This window comes from Microbacterium sp. SORGH_AS_0969 (assembly GCF_030818255.1).
Classification (GTDB): Bacteria; Actinomycetota; Actinomycetes; order Actinomycetales; family Microbacteriaceae; genus Microbacterium.
The window spans coordinates 1,094,551-1,110,851 of the sequence record NZ_JAUTAG010000001.1 but is presented as its reverse complement, the minus strand read 5'-3'; the positions used below and the strand labels follow the sequence as shown (position 1 = coordinate 1,110,851).

General features: G+C 69.9%; 14 protein-coding genes. 5 read left to right on the top strand and 9 right to left on the bottom strand.

Annotation, left to right across the window (positions count from 1 at the left end):
- Positions 1-128: 128 nt before the first annotated feature.
- Both QE388_RS05075 and QE388_RS05070 read left to right on the top strand, forming a co-directional pair.
- A complete protein-coding gene (locus QE388_RS05075) occupies positions 129-1,151 on the top strand; it encodes an XRE family transcriptional regulator (protein ID WP_275800372.1) in 1,023 nt (340 codons plus the stop codon).
- Between the two features lie 177 nt (positions 1,152-1,328).
- The gene (locus tag QE388_RS05070) at positions 1,329-2,294 is read left to right on the top strand and encodes a hypothetical protein (protein WP_307383549.1); all 966 of its coding nucleotides are present in this window, start codon (positions 1,329-1,331) and stop codon (positions 2,292-2,294) included.
- Here QE388_RS05070 and QE388_RS05065 read toward each other — a convergent pair.
- Positions 2,291-2,878 carry a hypothetical protein gene (locus QE388_RS05065; protein ID WP_275800374.1) on the bottom strand — a complete coding sequence of 196 codons (588 nt, stop codon included), beginning with the start codon at positions 2,876-2,878 and terminating at the stop codon, positions 2,291-2,293. The genes QE388_RS05070 and QE388_RS05065 overlap by 4 nt on opposite strands.
- Positions 2,879-3,331: 453 nt before the next feature.
- On the opposite strand from QE388_RS05065, the gene QE388_RS05060 reads away from it, so the two are divergent.
- Positions 3,332-3,730: a helix-turn-helix transcriptional regulator gene (locus tag QE388_RS05060; protein ID WP_307383542.1), complete on the top strand. Its 399-nt coding sequence runs from the start codon at positions 3,332-3,334 to the stop codon at positions 3,728-3,730.
- A 19-nt stretch (positions 3,731-3,749) separates the two neighbouring features.
- Positions 3,750-4,727 carry an SRPBCC family protein gene (locus QE388_RS05055; RefSeq protein WP_307383540.1) on the top strand — a complete coding sequence of 326 codons (978 nt, stop codon included), beginning with the start codon at positions 3,750-3,752 and terminating at the stop codon, positions 4,725-4,727.
- A 135-nt stretch (positions 4,728-4,862) separates the two neighbouring features.
- On the opposite strand, the gene QE388_RS05050 is transcribed toward QE388_RS05055, so the two are convergent.
- The 3 genes from QE388_RS05050 to QE388_RS05040 form a co-directional block, all read right to left on the bottom strand.
- Positions 4,863-5,297 carry an iron chaperone gene (locus QE388_RS05050; RefSeq protein WP_307383537.1) on the bottom strand — a complete coding sequence of 145 codons (435 nt, stop codon included), beginning with the start codon at positions 5,295-5,297 and terminating at the stop codon, positions 4,863-4,865.
- A 152-nt stretch (positions 5,298-5,449) separates the two neighbouring features.
- Entirely contained in the window at positions 5,450-5,905 is a 456-nt protein-coding gene (gene sufU / locus QE388_RS05045) for a Fe-S cluster assembly sulfur transfer protein SufU (protein WP_307383535.1), read from the bottom strand.
- Positions 5,902-7,143 carry an aminotransferase class V-fold PLP-dependent enzyme gene (locus tag QE388_RS05040; RefSeq protein WP_307383533.1) on the bottom strand — a complete coding sequence of 414 codons (1,242 nt, stop codon included), beginning with the start codon at positions 7,141-7,143 and terminating at the stop codon, positions 5,902-5,904. Before QE388_RS05040 ends, sufU begins: the two co-directional genes overlap by 4 nt.
- Positions 7,144-7,537: 394 nt before the next feature.
- Here QE388_RS05040 and QE388_RS05035 point away from each other — a divergent pair, with 394 nt between their 5' ends.
- Positions 7,538-8,014 (top strand): hypothetical protein, encoded by a 477-nt coding sequence (locus QE388_RS05035; protein ID WP_307383530.1) that lies wholly within the window; start codon positions 7,538-7,540, stop codon positions 8,012-8,014.
- A gap of 268 nt (positions 8,015-8,282) precedes the next feature.
- On the opposite strand, the gene QE388_RS05030 is transcribed toward QE388_RS05035, so the two are convergent.
- From QE388_RS05030 to kdpA, 5 genes are all read right to left on the bottom strand, one after another.
- Positions 8,283-8,954, bottom strand: a complete 672-nt coding sequence (locus tag QE388_RS05030) for a response regulator (RefSeq protein WP_307383528.1) — start codon at positions 8,952-8,954, stop codon at positions 8,283-8,285.
- On the bottom strand, positions 8,951-11,479 hold the full coding sequence (locus QE388_RS05025) for a DUF4118 domain-containing protein (protein ID WP_307383526.1): 2,529 nt from the start codon (positions 11,477-11,479) through the stop codon (positions 8,951-8,953). Before QE388_RS05025 ends, QE388_RS05030 begins: the two co-directional genes overlap by 4 nt.
- 209 nt (positions 11,480-11,688) lie before the next feature.
- Positions 11,689-12,273 carry a potassium-transporting ATPase subunit KdpC gene (gene kdpC, locus QE388_RS05020; protein ID WP_307383524.1) on the bottom strand — a complete coding sequence of 195 codons (585 nt, stop codon included), beginning with the start codon at positions 12,271-12,273 and terminating at the stop codon, positions 11,689-11,691.
- An 11-nt stretch (positions 12,274-12,284) separates the two neighbouring features.
- A complete protein-coding gene (gene kdpB / locus QE388_RS05015) occupies positions 12,285-14,633 on the bottom strand; it encodes a potassium-transporting ATPase subunit KdpB (protein WP_307383520.1) in 2,349 nt (782 codons plus the stop codon).
- A complete protein-coding gene (gene kdpA / locus QE388_RS05010) occupies positions 14,633-16,300 on the bottom strand; it encodes a potassium-transporting ATPase subunit KdpA (RefSeq protein ID WP_307383518.1) in 1,668 nt (555 codons plus the stop codon). The genes kdpB and kdpA overlap by 1 nt, the downstream gene beginning before the upstream one ends.
- Position 16,301 lies beyond the last annotated feature (1 nt).

The window sequence follows — 16,301 nt, the reverse complement described above, 5'->3', positions numbered from 1 at the left end:
CGACCTGCATCCGTGGGCGTGTCCATCATGCATCTCAGCCGCGTCCGTATGGATCGCTGCATGGTTACCAACCTAGATCCAGATGTCACATATGACGCGTCAAGAATATTCTCTGCTATGCTAGATTCATGACAAACGCTGAGGCCCGTGGGGAGCTGCTCGAAGCCCTCCGCCTTTCGCGTGGACTGACCCAGACGGAGGTGGCTGCGGTGACCGGTATCTCGCAGGCCTCGCTGTCGAAGGCAGAGTCTGGGGCCGACCTCGACGAAGAGAAATGGGATGCACTTGCTGACCTGCTCGGGGTTCCGGTGTCCGCGTTCGCAGGGGTGACGTCCTCGGCTGCCCCCGCCCGCATCTTCCACCGCAAACTCAAGAGCACGCCAAAGGCGGCGGTGACAAAGGTCGCCGCCGAGCTCTCGCTCGTCCGGCTTCGCGTGCGCGACCTCATGGGTCAGCAGCGCACCACGCTGACCCTCCACGATCTCGACGACGGCTTCATCACGCCCCAGGAGGTTGCGCAGGACGTTCGGGAGGAACTCGGGCTCGGTGCTGGGCCTATTAAGAACCTCGTCGCCGTTCTCGAAGACGCCGGCGTGCTCGTGCTCCGCTGGCCGCTGGAGACGATTCAAGTTGACGCCATCGCCTCCTGGCAGGACGGTGAGGTGCCGGTCATCCTCGTCGGCGAGCACGTCCCCGCAGATCGACAAAGGTTCACTGTCGCTCACGAGCTCGGTCACGCGGTGATGCACGATTCTGAGGCCAACGCACCGCAGGAGAAGGAGGCCGACGCGTTCGCCGCCGAGTTCCTCGTCCCGGCCGCCTCTCTTGCGACGGAATGGCCAAGTCCCGCGACCCTTGAAACGCTCCTCCCGCTGAAGAAGCGCTGGGGTGTCTCGCTTGCCGCGCTCATCCGCCGCGGTCGTGACACCGACCTACTTACCGAAGATGAGTACCGCACGTGGAGCATCCAGCTGAGCACCAGCGGGATGCATCGCCGCGAACCCGACCCTACGGAGCGCGAAAACCCGACCGCGCTCGAAACCGCCATCCGCAAGAGCATCGACGCCGGCGCGAGCGTCGATGAACTTGCAAGCAGTGCCTTCATGTTCCCGCGCGAGTTCAGGCATACCTTCCTGCAGGAGTCATCATGATGTTCACTGTCATCGAAAACCCCAACACCGCCCCCTCCAGCGCGTTCCTCGCGCCGCGCTCCGTCGAAGTCGGTGATGCGCTTGCGCTGCTCGCAAACCGTCAGTTCCACGTGTGCGGCGTCAACATGCGTTATGAAGCCGGGCTCATCCGCGCTTTCGCCGGAGGCGCGTTCCTAGTTGGGAGGGGACGCCCCGAAGTTCGCCCAGCAAATCCGGCGCGCGAACCCCAACCTGCCCGTCATCATCGAGCCCCTTGCGCTGAGTACTCACTGGGCCACAGAGGACGAGCCGTTCCTGCGCCGCGGAAGCGACAACACGTTCCAGCTGTCACTTGATGCCGAACTCGACTGGCAGCGGATGGACAGCGATCTCGCCATCACCCCGACGGGTCAGATCCGCAAGAACGACTCCGCCGCCCTCAAGGCTGCACTGCGCGAGGCCAACAAGCTCGACCGCGCCGATTTGCTGTTCGCGATCCCCGTCGCCGCGGGATGGCTGAGCGAGCCGCAGCTCACGAAGCAACTCATCGCCGTAATCAACCGCAGCCGCCACCCCGTTCTTCTTACGTTCACCGACCCCACCAACCCGGTCGGCAGCATGTCTCGTGCCCGCGCGTACCGTCAGATCTTCCAGGAGGCTACCGTCCCCGTCCTTGCGTACCGAGCCGACCTCGTCGGGTTCGACGCGCTCGCCCACGGTGCCATCGCCTCTGCTATCGGGTCGTATCCGAAGCTGCGGCGCCTCACGCCAGTCGGCGGACGAGGCGGTGCCATCGACCGTGAAGACATGTCGCCGCACATGATGATCACTGACATGCTGCGGATTGTTCGGTCCACACACATGCGTCGCGACTGGTTCGCTGGCGTCAACCCCATTCACTGTTTCTGCAGCATCTGCCGCGGTGAAGCCCTCGACCGCCTGCACGGCGAAGAGCCCGAACGTCGCATCGGGCACAACCACAACGTCGTCTCGCTCGACAGCCTCTATTCGCTTTACATCGACCTCGACGAGCCTGGCCGGCGAGCACTTTGGGCTCGTCAGGTAGCCGGAGCGCTCGACACCTACCCGCAGCTCGAGTCGCACATTGGTCGCCCACTCAAGGTTGACAACATCCTCGAAAAGGTGTGGGCGACGACGTCCTAGCCGAGGAGGTCGCGGTGCCGGCCATACACGAGCTCCGCGAATCGCCATCGCGCTGAGGACCAGCGCTCGGCGACGAAGGTTGCAGGCGCTAGCAGACGGCGGCCGTCGGCATCGATGAAACCGATCCCGTAGTGGGATGCTTCCGTGAGCGCGAGAGCGTTCGCAGCGCGTGAGGAATGCACCGTGCGCGGACCGTAGCCCGCCAACCGATGCGCGACGGAGCATCCGCGCTGGAGAGTCGCGGAGGAGATCTCGATGCCGAGGACGTCTACGACCGCGCCGATGCGGCGTCGCGCCCAAAGACCCCCGTCGGGGTCGCTGATGACAGTGGCAGCAGCCGACGAAGTGGGGTTGCGAAGTACGCGCTCGAAACGGGGGTCCACGGGCCCGATGCAGTCCGTGGGGAGGGTGAGGAGCGCGGCGAGGAGAAACTCGTTCGCAAACGCCCCAACGTTCGCGTCAATTCGCGCCTCATGCTCGCCAGGGTCCACGGTGTAGGTCACCGTCAGCTCCGCGCCGTCGAACACCCCCATGTGCCGGAACGCCTGACGAGATGCGCCGGGAACCTCCAACACCTCAAGCATCGGCGAGCTCCTGAGCTGCCCGCCAAAATGAGTGCGGCAGCCGACGGAACCGGACGGGCTCCGTCCTGACCTGACGTTCCAATCTCTCCATCAGTCCCACTCCTTCCAGGGTGACGAGGATACGCTGCACCGCCGACTGCCCGAGCTCGAGCTCCCTCTGCAACCTTTGCGAGTCGACGACGTCGTCCCCGTGGCTGATGACCCCCGCGACCCGCAACATATGCACGTTATTGAACAACAGCTTGGACCTAGCAGCGACGCTACCACTCACGCGGTTAGTGTAACCCGAAACCCGGGTTGCGAGTTACATGAAATGCCGGTGCCACCGCGCGCCCTCGGCTCGTCCAAGATCTGGGATTGACTTGAAGCATTGCGAATGCAGCAAGTGCGCATCCCCGACAATTTCGGCTCCGCGGTTGCGCCCTCGTCCGGCGAGCGCTAACGTGCAACCAAATGGTTAAACAAAATCTCCTCAACGACGCCGACATCGACCGCGTCTTCCATGCGCTCGCCGACGCGACGCGGCGCGACATCGTGCGGCGCACGCTCGTCGCGGAGCAGTCGGTGTCGGAGCTCGCGGCCGGGTACGCCATGTCGTTCGCCGCCGTGTCGAAGCACATCTCCGTGCTGGCCGAGGCGCGGCTCATCACCAAACGCGCGGAGGGAAGGGTGCGATTCGTGCGCGCCGACCCCGCCGCGCTCGCGCGGGCGCAAGAACTGCTCCGCTCCTACGAGAACCTCTGGCGGGGCCGTATCGACCGGCTCGACGCCCTGTTGGCCGAACCCGCGCCCGCGGATCCCGGCCTCGAAGACGCCGGGGACCCGGCATCCGTCCCTCCACCCACGAACTGAACCGACGAAGGAGTCCGTCATGCCCGTCACATCCGTCGAGAGCGACGCCGAAGCGCTCACCATGACCCTGGTCGCCGACTTCCCTGTCGGCCCCGAGCGGCTCTGGACCGTGTTCACCGACCCGCGGCAGCTCGAGCGCTTCTGGGGACCTCCCGGTTGGCCGGCCACCTTCGCCTCCTTCGACTTCGAACCGGGCGGCCGTGCCCGCTACTCGATGGCCAGCCCGACCGGTGAGATCGCCCGGGGCAGCTGGGAGTTCATCGCCATCGACGCTCCGCGCGGCTTCGAGGTCGTGGATTCGTTCCTCGACGAGGAGGGCGACCCGATCGAGGGCATGCCCGCCATGCGAATGACCTTCGCGTTCGACGAGACCGATACGGGGTCCCGCCTGACGAACATCACGTACTTCGACTCGCTCGACGCACTCGAGCAGCTCACCGCGATGGGCGCCGTCGAGGGTGCCACGCTCGCGATGAACCAGCTCGACGCGGTGCTCGTGGGGCTGCGGGAGTTCGCGCAGGGGAAGGGCACGCGACTCGAGATCCTCGACGACCAGCACGTGCGCATCACGCGGCTCATCGACGGTCCGCGCGAGCTCGTCTGGCGCGCGCACACCGACCCCGACCTCATGCGGCGCTGGATGCTCGGCCCCGACGGCTGGCGCATGAGCGTCAGCGAGGTCGACGTCTCGGTCGGGGGGACGTACCGCATCGCCTGGGAACCCGAGGAGGGCACCGAGGGCGAGCCCTTCGGCTTCGACGGCGAGACGCTGCTCGTCGACGAGCCGCGCCGCATCGTGCAGACCGAGCACATGACCGGCACCGACTACCCCTCCACGACCAACGACCTGTCGTTCTACGAGGAGGACGGCGCGACCCTGGTCACGCTGCTCATCGAGTATCCGGATGCCGCCACCCGCGACGCCGTCCTTGCCACGGGCATGGTCGACGGCATGGAGCAGAGCTTCGAGCGCATGGAGCGCGTGGTCATCGGGTGATCTCCGGATGCCGCGGCCTCAGGGTCGCGGCATCCTCTCGGCCGGGCACGCGGAATCGGACCGACGTAGCGGATTCGGATGCCGCGGCCTCGCTGCTCCGATTCTGTCGCCGCGCTCCGATTCCGGTGCCGCGCGTCAGGCCGCGGGCGCCGCCCGCCGCACGAGCTCGCGGATCCGCTGCTCCACCTCGGGGGTCACCTCGACCACCGCGAACGACACCGGCCACATCGGGCCGTCGTCGAGCTGCGCGGTGTCGTCGAAGCTGACCGTGCCGTAGCGCGTCTTGAACTTCGAGGCCGGCTGGTAGAAGACCACGACCTTTCCATCTTTGGCGTAGGCCGGGAAGCCGTAGAACGTCTTCGGGGTCAGGTGGGGTGCCTCTTCGAGCACGATGACGTGGACACGCTCGGCGATCGCGCGGTCGGTTCCCTCGAGCTTCTCGATCGCCTCGAGGCAGGCCTCGTTCTCCTTCTGGAGCTTCGCGAGGCCCTTCAGGCCCTTCATCGCCTGGAGCTCCTCGGCCCGCTGCTTCATCGCCGCGCGCTCTTCTGCGCTGAATCCGGTGGCCATGGCATCCGCCTCTCTCCGTGGTGGTCGCAGGATATCGCCGCCCCGGCGGCCCGACCATCCGCTGCCCGCCGTCGGCGTCGGCTCGCGGCGTCCCCTCGTGAGTGTCGGCGTGGGCGTGGGCGCTGGCGAGCGGACATCCGGATGCCACAGCCTCAGGCCTGCCGCAGCCCTTCCTCGAGCGCGACCCAGGCGAGCATCGCGCACTTCACGCGGGCGGTGTACTTCGAGACGCCGGACAGCGCGGCGGCGTCGGCGAACGTCTCCTCGTCGAGGGGGATCTTGCCGCGCGAGCGCAGCGCCTCGCGGAACGACGCGATCAGGGCTTCGGCGTCGGCGCGTGGCATCCCCTCGTCTCCGCCGTCTTCCTGCAGGAGCGCCACCAGCATGGATGCCGAGGCCTGCGAGATCGAGCAACCGGCGCCCTCCCACGTGACCGAGGCCACGCGGTCGCCCTCGACGTCGACGCGAAGCGTGATCTCGTCGCCGCAGACCGGGTTGCGCTGGTGCACCGTCGCGCTGTGCGCACCGGGCTCGACGAGGCCGAAGCCGCGGGGCTTCTTCGCATGGTCGAGGATCAGCTCCTGGTACAGCGACTCCAGCCCGCTCATGCGTCGACCCCGAAGAATCCGCGGACGCCCGACACCGCGTCGAGGAAGGTGTCGATCTCGGCCTCGGTCGTGTGGATCGCGGCGCTGGCCCGCACGGTGGCGGTGATGCCGAAGCGCCGATGCAGCGGCTGGGCGCAGTGGTGACCGACCCGGGCAGCGACCCCGCGTGAGTCGAGGAACTGACCCACGTCGTGCGCGTGGACACCGTCGACGACGAACGACTGCAGGGCGACGCGGTCGGCGGCATCCGTGTCTCCGAGGAGGCGGACACCGGGAATCGAGCGCAGCCCCTCGCGCATGCGCTTCTCAAGGGTCGCCTCGTGTGCGCGCGCGGCGTCGAGGTCGTGCTCGCCGAGCCAGCGGATCGCGGCGGCCAGGCCCACGGCCTGGGACACCGGCTGCGTGCCGGCCTCGAAGCGCTGCGGCGGCGGGAGGTACTCGGCGCGGTCGAGCGTGACGGTCGTGATCATCGATCCGCCCGTGATGAACGGGGGCAGCGACTCGAGCACCTCGTCGCGGCCCCACAGGGCACCGATGCCGTAGGGACCGTGGATCTTGTGGCCGGAGAACACGGCGAGATCGACCCCGGATGCCGGAAGGTCGAGCGCGAGGTGCGGCGCCGACTGGCACGCGTCGAGCACCGTCAGCGCGCCGACGCCGCGAGCCAGGGTGACGAGCTTCGCGACCGGGTTCACGATGCCGAGCACGTTGGAGACGTGCGCGAACGCGACCACCTTCGTGCGCTCGCCGATGAGGTCGGCCGCGGCGCGCATGTCGAGGGTGCCGTCGTCGAGGACGGGGATGTGCCGCAGGCGCGCTCCTGTGCGGGCGGCGAGCTCCTGCCAGGGGATGAGGTTCGCGTGATGCTCGGCCTCAGTGACGACGATCTCGTCGCCCTCGCGCAGACGCCCCGCGTAGCCGAGGGACCCGGCGACGAGGTTGAGGCCGGCGGTGGCGCCGCTCGTCCAGACGAGCTGCTCGGGCTCGGCGCCCACGAACTCGGCAACCGTCGAGCGGGCGTCTTCGAACAGCTCGGTCGCCTCGGCGGCGAGCGTGTGCGCCCCGCGGTGCACGGCGGAGTTCGCGCGCTCGAGGAAGTCGCGCTCGGCGTCGAGCACCGCGCGCGGTTTCTGGCTCGTCGCGCCGGAGTCGAGGTAGACGAGCGGATGTCCGTCGACCTCGGTCTCGAGGATCGGGAAGTCGGCGCGCACGGCGTCGACATCGAAGGGGAGGGTCACCCCTCCAGGCTACGCGGCGCGGGGTGGGTGGCGGCGGGTGGGTGGGGGCTGGGCGTCCCACGGACGTGGCGGGCCGGCCCGGCCGATGTCGAGGGGCGGTTCGGACGGCGGGGGCGGGCGAAACTCCTGACAGAGCGGACGCCGTGCCCCCGCGGTCGCGGGTTCGGGCGCGGAGGGGGACTGAATCTCAGGAGTTTCGCTCGCTGGCGCGTGCCGCGCTCCGGAAAGAACTGCCCGATTGCCGCACAGAGCGGCCGAACCGGGAGCACCCGGGGCCGTTCTCCGGAGCGCGGCACGCGCCCGGCCGCAGGGACCCGTAGGGATCGCCGGGCGCGCCGTATGGGAGTCGTGAGACTCCCGCACCCCGCCGTACGACCGGCGTAGACCGGATGCCATGACCCTCACGGCTCTCCTCCCCACCCTCCGCTCGAGCATCCCGGCGCCCTTCGACGCCGCGGCCTGGCCCGCGGGCTCCGCGCCCACCCTCGACGACGTGACCGTCCGCGCGGTGTCTGTCGGGCGGTACGCCGAGATCTGCGGCACGCCCTGCGTGTGCACGGGACCGGCGGTGATCCCGGCGTCGGGCGGGGTGGCATCCGCGAGTCTGTCGACCACCGTGGTGGTGGCGACGGTGACGGATGCCGGACCCGCGGGGCTGCGCCTCGACGCGTGCGTCGCGGGGCTCGAGGCCGTTTGGCGCGAAGCGCGACTGATCGGTCGCGTCTCGCACGCTTATGACGAGCCCTTCGCGGTGTTGGACGCTCACGGCTCGGCCGCGTGCGGAACGGTCGTGCTGCCCGGCGACGTGCACGTGGGCGACCGCGTCGCCTTCCCCTGGCCCGGATGCCACACGGTCGGCGAGGTCCGCTGATGCTGCTCCACTCGATCGTCTACGCGTGCCGCTGCGCGCGGGTGCAGGCGGAGTTCGAGGGGTGCTCCGCCGGCGACGAGGTCGAGGCCGAGCGGAACTCCTGAGTTTTCGCTCGGCCGAGTGGGCGGGCGCGACGCGGGGGCGTGCGAAACTCCGGAGTTTTCGCTCGGTTGAGGCCGGAACCGGGGTGTAAGACGGCCGACGGCTCGGTTTCTCCGGAGTTCGGCCCGGCGGGCGGATGGCCCCGGCCGCGGCCGAACCCGCCGCCTCACACCACCAGCCGATACCCCATCCCCTGCTCCGTCAGCAGGTGCGCCGGGTTCGACGGGTCGGCCTCGAGCTTCTTGCGCAGCTGCGACATGTACAGCCGCAGGTAGCCGCTGTCTGCGACCTGCTCGCTCGCCCAGATCTCCTTGAGCAGCGTCTGTCGCGTCACCAGCGACCCGGGGTTGCGGGCGAGGAACTCCAGCATCCGCCACTCCGTCGGGGTGAGGTGCACGCGGGTGCCGTCGCGCAGCACCGCCTTCGCGGCGAGATCGACCTCCACGTCTCCGAAGCGCACCACCGCGTCGCCCGAGGCGGGGATCGACCGCCGCGCGTGCACGCGGAGCCGCGCGAGCAGCTCGTCGATCTGGAACGGCTTCGTGACGTAGTCGTCCGCCCCGGCGTCGAGCGCGTCGACCTTGTCGGCCGAGCCCGTGCGTCCCGACACGACGATGATGGGCACGCTCGTCCACCCGCGCAGCGCCTGGATCACCTGCACGCCGTCGAGGTGTGGCATCCCGAGATCCAGCAGGACGATGTCGGGGTGCGCCTGGGCGGCGAGGGTGATCGCCGCGGCGCCGTCTGCCGCGGCCACGACGTCGTACCCGTGCGCGCCGAGGGTGATGCGCAGCGCGCGGACGAGCTGCGGGTCGTCGTCGGCGATCAGAATCTTCACGGTGCGTCCTCTCGGATCCCGGATGCCACGGCCTCGGCTTCGCGCTCGGCGATCGGCAGCGTCACCACCATCGTCAGTCCGCCGCCCGGGGTGTCCTCGGGGACCAGCGTGCCCCCCATACCCTCGGCGAAGCCGCGCGAGAGGGCGAGCCCCAGCCCGAGGCCGGCGGTGTTGTCGGTGTCGCCGAGCCGTTGGAACGGCGAGAACATGTCGGTCCGACGCTCCGCGGCGATGCCGGGGCCGTGGTCGATCACGCGGATCTCGGCGATCCCGCCGAGCCGGCTCGTCGCGATGCGCACGCGCACGCCCGCCGGCGTGTACCGCTGTGCGTTCGCGAGCACGTTGACCAGCACGCGCTGCAGCAGCACCGCGTCGGCGCGGAGCGCGGGCAGTTCGGGGTCGAGGGCGAGCTCGACCTCGTCGGGACCCAGGTCGAGTTCGTCGAGCGCCGCGATCACGACATCGGCCGCGTCGACGGGCGCGAGAGACACCGCGAGCACGCCCGCCTGCACGCGGCTTACGTCGAGCAGGTCGGTGACCAGCACCGAGAGCGTGGCGAGGCTCTCGTCCGCGGTCTCCATGAGCTCGCGGCGGTCGTCGTCGGAGAGGTGATCGCCCGCGGCGCGCAGTCCCCCCAGGGCGGCGACGGCGGATGCCAGGGGACGGCGCAGATCGTGGCTCACGGCCGAGAGGAGCGCGCTGCGGACCTGGTCGGTCTCGGCGAGGGCGCCCGCTTCGGCGGCGGTCTCGGCCAGGTCGGCCCGTTCGAGGGCTGCGGCGAGCTGAGCGACGACGACGTCGAGGAGGCGGCGGCTGCCGGCATCCAGATCTCCGCCGTGCAGTTCGAGGGTGGCGCGTCCGTCGCCGACCGGAATCGTGGTCCGCCGCTCGTCCCGGACCGGCTCGCCGTCGGTCGCGAGCACGCGTCCGTCGGCGGCGACGAGGCGCACGCCGGCCAGGCCGAACGCCTCGCGCGCGCGGCTGACCAGCGCGGGGACGGCGACCTCGCCGCGGAGCACGCTGCCCGCGACCGTGGCGAGCAGTTCGGCCTCGGCGGAGGCGCGGCGCGCGGCGCGGGCGCGGCGGGCCGCCTGGTCGACGACGACGCTCACGAGCATCGCGATCACGACGTAGAGGACGAGGGCGATCGCGTGCACGGGGTCGCTGATCGTCACCGTGTGCACGGGCGCGATGAAGAGGAAGTCGAGGGTGAGACCCGACAGGACCGCCGCGAACACCGCCGGCCAGATCCCTCCGATCAGCGCGACGATCACCACGAGCAGCTGGTAGCTGAGCACGTCGGTCGTGATCGAGTCGTCGGAGCCGGTCGCCAGCAGGAGCAGCGAGATGATCGGGCCGCCCAGGAGGGCGGTGACGAAGCCGAGGAGGCGCCGCTTCCTGCTCAGCGCGGGGCCCGTCAGACGCGGCAGCGCGAACCGGCCGCCCGCGCGGGCGTGATTCACGATGTGCACGTCGATGTCGCCCGACTCGCGGATGACGGTGTTACCGATGCCGGGACCGGTCAGGGCGGCACCGAGGCGTCCGCGTCGGCTCACGCCGATGACGAGCTGCGACGCGTTCACCGAGCGGGCGAAGTCGACGAGAGCGGTGGCCACGTCGTCGCCCACGACCTGGTGATACGTGCCCCCGAGCTGTTCGACGAGGGCGCGTTGCGTCTCGAGAGCCCCCGGGTTGCTCGTTCGCAGACCGTCCTGCGTCGACACGTGGACGGCGAGCAGCTCGCCACCGGCCGAGCGCGCGGCGATGCGCGCCCCGCGGCGGAGCAGCGTCTCTCCCTCGGAGCCGCCGGTCAGCGCGACGACGACGCGCTCGCGCGCCTGCCACGCCCCCTCGATGCCGTGCTCGGTGCGGTAGCGCTGGAGCGCGGAGTCGACCTCGTCGGCGAGCCACAGCAGCGCGAGCTCGCGCAGGGCCGTGAGGTTGCCGAGGCGGAAGTAGTTCGACAGCGCCGCGTCGATGCGTTCGGCGGGGTAGACGAACCCGGCCGACAGGCGATCGCGCAGAGATTGCGGCGCGAGGTCGACGACCTCGATCTGGTCGGCCGCGCGGACGACGGCATCCGGAACCGTCTCGCGCTGCGTCACGCCGGTGATCTTCTCGACGACGTCGTTCAGCGACGCGATGTGCTGGACGTTGACGGTCGTGATGACGTCGATCCCCGCGTCGAGGAGCTCTTCGACGTCGGTCCAGCGCTTGTCGTTCGCGGATCCCGGCGCGTTGGTGTGGGCGAGCTCGTCGACGAGGGCCAGATCCGGATGCCGCGCGATCACCGCCGCGAGATCCATCTCGTCGAGCACGACCCCGCGGTGGGCGACGGCTCGACGTGGGACGACCTCGAGGCCCTCGGCCTGAGCGGCGGTGGCGGCTCGACCGTGCGTCTCGACGACCGCGATGACGACATCGCGTCCCTCGGCGGCGAGCCGGCGTCCCTCTTCGAGCATTTCGTAGGTCTTGCCGACGCCCGGGGCCATGCCGAGCAGGACGCGCAGCGTGCCGCGCTTCACGGCCGCGCTCCCGCGCCCCGGGTCCCTGAGCTTGTCGCCGGGTCCGGTCGTGAGGGCGTTCCGGGGGCTTCGACAGGCTCAGCCACCTCCGGTGCTCGAGAGGTCCCTGAGCTTGTCGAAGGGACCGGGACGCCCGCGCGGCCCCGCCGCCGCGCGAGGGGCGCGGCGGCGAAGGACGCGACGGAGGTCATGCCAGCGATTCTCGTCGCTCACCGGGCATCGAGCGCGCGATTGAGCTCGAACACATTCACGCGCGGGTCACCGAGGTACCCGAGATCGCGCGGCAGCGTGTGCTGCGCCACCAGCGCCTCCACCTCCGACGACGGGATGCCGCGAGCCTCCGCCACGCGCGCGACCTGACGCTCGGCGTTCTCGACCGAGATGTCGGGATCGAGCCCCGAGCCCGAGGCTGTGACGGCGTCGGCGGGGACCGACCCCGCACCGTTGAGGTCCCGGAAGTCCGACTGCCCCTGCTGGATCGAGGCGATGAGGTCGGGGTTCTCGGGGCCGAGGTTCGAGCCGGTCGAGGCGGCGCCGTCGTACGAGGCGGCGGAGGGACGCGACTGGAAGTACTGCGGCAGCGCCTGGCCGTCGGCATCCTGGAACGACTGCCCGATGAGGGCCGAGCCGACCACGGCGCCGTCGGCCGAGCGGACGAGCGAGCCGTTCGCCTGGAACGGGAGCGCGACCTGGCCGATCGCGGTGATGAGCAGCATGTAGCCGATGCCGAGTACGGCGGTGAAGACGAGCATCGCGCGGACGGCGACGCCGGCGGTACGCAGGGTGGTGCGCATGACGGGGCCTTTCAGAAGCCGGGGAGCAGGCTCACGACGAGGTCGATGAGCTTGATGCCGATGAAGGGGACGATGACGCCGCCGAGCCCGTACACGAGCAGGTTGCGGCTGAGGATGCTCGACGCGCTCGCCGCGCGGTATTTCACTCCGCGCAGGGCGAGGGGGATGAGCACGATGATGACGATCGCGTTGAAGACGATCGCGCTGAGCACCGCGGATGCCGGAGACGACAACTGCATGATGTTCAGCACCGCGAGGCCCGGGAACACCCCCATGAACATCGCCGGGATGATCGCGAAGTACTTCGCGATGTCGTTCGCGAGCGAGAACGTCGTGAGGGCTCCGCGGGTGATGAGCAGCTGCTTGCCGATCCGCACGATGTCGATGAGCTTCGTCGGGTCGCTGTCGAGGTCGACCATATTGCCGGCCTCCTTCGCCGCCGAGGTGCCCGTGTTCATCGCGACGCCCACGTCGGCCTGCGCGAGCGCCGGGGCGTCGTTCGTGCCGTCGCCGGTCATCGCGACGAGGTTGCCGCCCTCCTGCTCGCGCTGGATGAGGGCGAGCTTGTCCTCCGGCGTGGCCTCGGCGAGGTAGTCGTCGACCCCCGCCTCGGCCGCGATCGCCTTCGCGGTGAGGGGGTTGTCGCCCGTGATCATCACGGTGCGGATGCCCATCGCGCGAAGCTCGCCGAAGCGCTCGCGGAGGCCGTCCTTGACGACGTCTTTGAGGTGGATGACGCCGAGCACCCGGCCGGTGCCGCCCGAAGCGGAGGTGGCTGAGCCTGTCGAAGTCACCGGGGGTTGCGTGGGTCCGGTCCCTTCGACAGGCTCAGGGACCTCGGTCGCGTGCTCAGCGGCCTCGGTCGCGGCGGCAGCGACCCGGGCGGCGACCGAGGTGGCTGAGCTCGTCGAAGCCACCGGGCCCCTCTCGGGAGTCCACGTCGCCACCACCAGAGGCGTGCCGCCCGACTGCGAGATGGCATCCGTCTCGCTCTGGAGCTGCACGCGCAGCGCCTCGCGAACGGGGGCTCCGGATGCCGCGAGCCAGGCCACCACGGCCGACGCGGCGCCCTTGCGCACCTGCGTGCCGTCGGTGAGGTCGAGGCCGCTCATGCGGGTCTGGGCCGTGAACGGGACGGGTTCCGCGCCGCGGGGCATCTCGGCGACGATGCCCTGGGCCGCGGCCAGTTCGACGACCGAGACGCCCTCGGGGGTCGGGTCGGCCTGCGACGAGAGCGAGGCGTACTCGGCGAGCAGCGGCCCGCCGACGCCGTCGAGCGGCACGAAGGCCGACGCGCGCCGGTTTCCGTACGTGATCGTTCCGGTCTTGTCGAGCAGCAGCGTCGTGACGTCTCCGGCGGCCTCGACCGCGCGGCCCGACATGGCCAGCACGTTGCGCTGCACGAGACGGTCCATGCCCGCGATGCCGATCGCGCTCAGCAGCGCGCCGATCGTCGTGGGGATGAGGCACACGAGCAGCGCCACGAGCACGGGGATCGACACCGGCGACGCGGCGTACGACGCGATCGGGTTCAGCACGAGCACCACGACGACGAACACGATCGACAGGCTCGCGAGCAGGATGTTCAGCGCGATCTCGTTCGGCGTGCGCTGGCGCGAGGCGCCCTCGACGAGCGCGATCATGCGGTCGACGAAGGTCTCGCCGGGCTTCGAGGTGATTCTCACGACGATCCGGTCGCTCAGCACGCGGGTGCCGCCGGTCACCGCGCTGCGATCACCGCCCGACTCGCGCACGACCGGGGCGGACTCTCCGGTGATCGCCGATTCGTCGACGGTCGCGATGCCGTTGACGATGTCGCCGTCGCCGGGGATGAGCTCTCCGGTCTCGACGAGCACGATGTCGCCGACGCGGAGGTCGCCCGAGGGGACGTCCTCGGTGGCGGCCCCGGATGCCGAGGGGTCGGCCTTCTCGTCATACGAGACGACCCGGCGGGCCGAGGTCGTCGTGCGCGTCTTGCGCAGGGTGGCCGCCTGGGCCTTGCCGCGCCCCTCGGCGACCGACTCGGCGATGTTCGCGAAGAACACCGTGAGCCACAGCCAGACGGCGATGCCCCACGTGAAGCCGAAGGGCAGGGCGTCGGTCGCTGAGCCTGTCGAAGCGTCCCCCAGGAACGGCTCGGCAAGAGCGATCAGGGTGGTCAGCGCCGCCCCCACCCACACGAGGAACATCACGGGGTTCCGCCACTGCGCGGCGGGGTTGAGCTTCTTCGCGGCGCCCGGGAGGGCGGCGACGATCTGCGCGGCGCTGAAGGCGCGGCGCGGGGCATTGGCCGGGGCGCCGGACCCTTCGACAGGCTCAGGGGCCGGCTGCGACGCAGGGGAGGAGGTCAACGTGGACATCAGCGGACAAGTCCTTCGGCGAGGGGCCCCAGGGTGAGGACCGGGAAGTAGGTGAGGGCGGTGACGATCACCGCGACGCCGGCGAGCAGGCCCGCGAACTGCGGTCGATGCGTCGGCAGGGTTCCGGCGGTGGCGGGCACGGCATCCTGAGCCGCGAGAGAACCGGCCAGGGCCAGCACGAACACGATCGGCAGAAAGCGTCCGAGCAGCATCGCGACCGCGAGGGCCGTGTTGAACCACGGGGTGTTCGCGGTGAGCCCGGCGAACGCCGAGCCGTTGTTGTTCGCCGCCGAGGTGAAGGCGTAGAGCACCTCACTGAACCCGTGCACGCCCGGGTTGAGGATCGCGGTGTTCTCGACGTCCTCGCGAATGCCCGGCAGGGCGAAGCTCAGCGCCGTCCCGGCGAGCACGAGCGTCGGCGTGACGAGGATGTACAGGCTCGCGAGCTTGATCTCGCGCGGCCCGATCTTCTTGCCGAGGTACTCCGGCGTGCGGCCGATCAGCAGACCGCCGACGAACACCGCGATCACGGCGAGGATCAGCATCCCGTACAGCCCCGAGCCGACGCCGCCGGGGGCGATCTCGCCGAGCATCATGTTGATCATCGGCATCATGCCGCCGAGTGCCGTGTAGCTGTCGTGCATCGAGTTGACCGCACCCGTCGAGGTGAGCGTGCTGGTCGTGCCGAACAGCGTCGATCCGAAGATGCCGAACCGCACCTCCTTGCCCTCCATCGCGCCGCCCGCGAGGGTCGGTGCCGTGCCCGCGGCGGCGAGCTCCGCCCAGGTGAGGAGAGCGGTGGATGCCACGAAGATCGCGCCCATCACCCCCAGGATCGTGTACCCCTGGCGGTCGTCGCCGACGATGCGGCCGAACGCGCGGGGGAGCGAGAACGGGATCACGAGCATGAGGAAGATCTCGAGAAGGTTCGTCCACGGCGTGGGGTTCTCGAACGGGTGCGCCGAGTTGGCGTTGAAGATGCCGCCGCCGTTGGTGCCGAGCAGCTTGATGGCCTCCTGGGACGCCACCGGCCCGCCCGGGATCGACTGGGCCGCGCCCGTGAGGGTCGTGGCATCCGTGAATCCGTTGAGGTTCTGGATGGCGCCGCCCGCGAGCAGGACGATCGCCGCGATGATCGAGAAGGGCAGCAGGAGGCGGTAGGTGCCGCGGATGAGGTCGACCCAGAAGTTGCCGATGACTCCGCTGCGGCGATACGCGAAGCCGCGCACGAGAGCGACGGCGACGGCGATGCCGACCGCGGCGCTCACGAAGTTCTGCACGGTCAGGGCGGCGAACTGGACGGTGTAGCCGAGGGTCGACTCTCCGCCGTACGACTGCCAGTTGGTGTTGGTGACGAACGAGACGGCCGTGTTGAACGACAGCGCTTCGCCCGGGGCGTCGAGGCCCAGCGAGAACGGCAGCACCGCCTGCAGGCGCATGATCGCGTAGACGAAGACGACGCCGACGAACGAGAACAGCAGCACCGAGCGCAGGTAGGCCTGCCAGGTCTGGGCGCTCTTCGGGTCGACGCCGATCAGGCGGTAGGTGCCGCGCTCGATCGCGAGGTCGTGCTGGCCGGTGTAGATGCGGGCGATGTAGTCGCCGAGGGGGCGGTACGCGAGGCCGAGGGCGACGACGAGCGTGAGGCTGGTGAGGAGAATTGACATG

What these genes read in the sequence shown, in the direction of transcription:
- QE388_RS05035 (WP_307383530.1), top strand. Translation starts at nt 7,538, where the DNA reads ATGACCCTCACGGCTCTCCTCCCCACCCTCCGCTCGAGCATCCCGGCG.
- kdpC (WP_307383524.1), bottom strand. Translation starts at nt 12,273, where the DNA reads ATGCGCACCACCCTGCGTACCGCCGGCGTCGCCGTCCGCGCGATGCTC.
- kdpA (WP_307383518.1), bottom strand. Translation starts at nt 16,300, where the DNA reads ATGTCAATTCTCCTCACCAGCCTCACGCTCGTCGTCGCCCTCGGCCTC.
- sufU (WP_307383535.1), bottom strand. Translation starts at nt 5,905, where the DNA reads ATGAGCGGGCTGGAGTCGCTGTACCAGGAGCTGATCCTCGACCATGCG.
- QE388_RS05055 (WP_307383540.1), top strand. Translation starts at nt 3,750, where the DNA reads ATGCCCGTCACATCCGTCGAGAGCGACGCCGAAGCGCTCACCATGACC.
- QE388_RS05060 (WP_307383542.1), top strand. Translation starts at nt 3,332, where the DNA reads ATGGTTAAACAAAATCTCCTCAACGACGCCGACATCGACCGCGTCTTC.
- QE388_RS05065 (WP_275800374.1), bottom strand. Translation starts at nt 2,878, where the DNA reads ATGCTTGAGGTGTTGGAGGTTCCCGGCGCATCTCGTCAGGCGTTCCGG.
- QE388_RS05075 (WP_275800372.1), top strand. Translation starts at nt 129, where the DNA reads ATGACAAACGCTGAGGCCCGTGGGGAGCTGCTCGAAGCCCTCCGCCTT.
- QE388_RS05050 (WP_307383537.1), bottom strand. Translation starts at nt 5,297, where the DNA reads ATGGCCACCGGATTCAGCGCAGAAGAGCGCGCGGCGATGAAGCAGCGG.
- kdpB (WP_307383520.1), bottom strand. Translation starts at nt 14,633, where the DNA reads ATGTCCACGTTGACCTCCTCCCCTGCGTCGCAGCCGGCCCCTGAGCCT.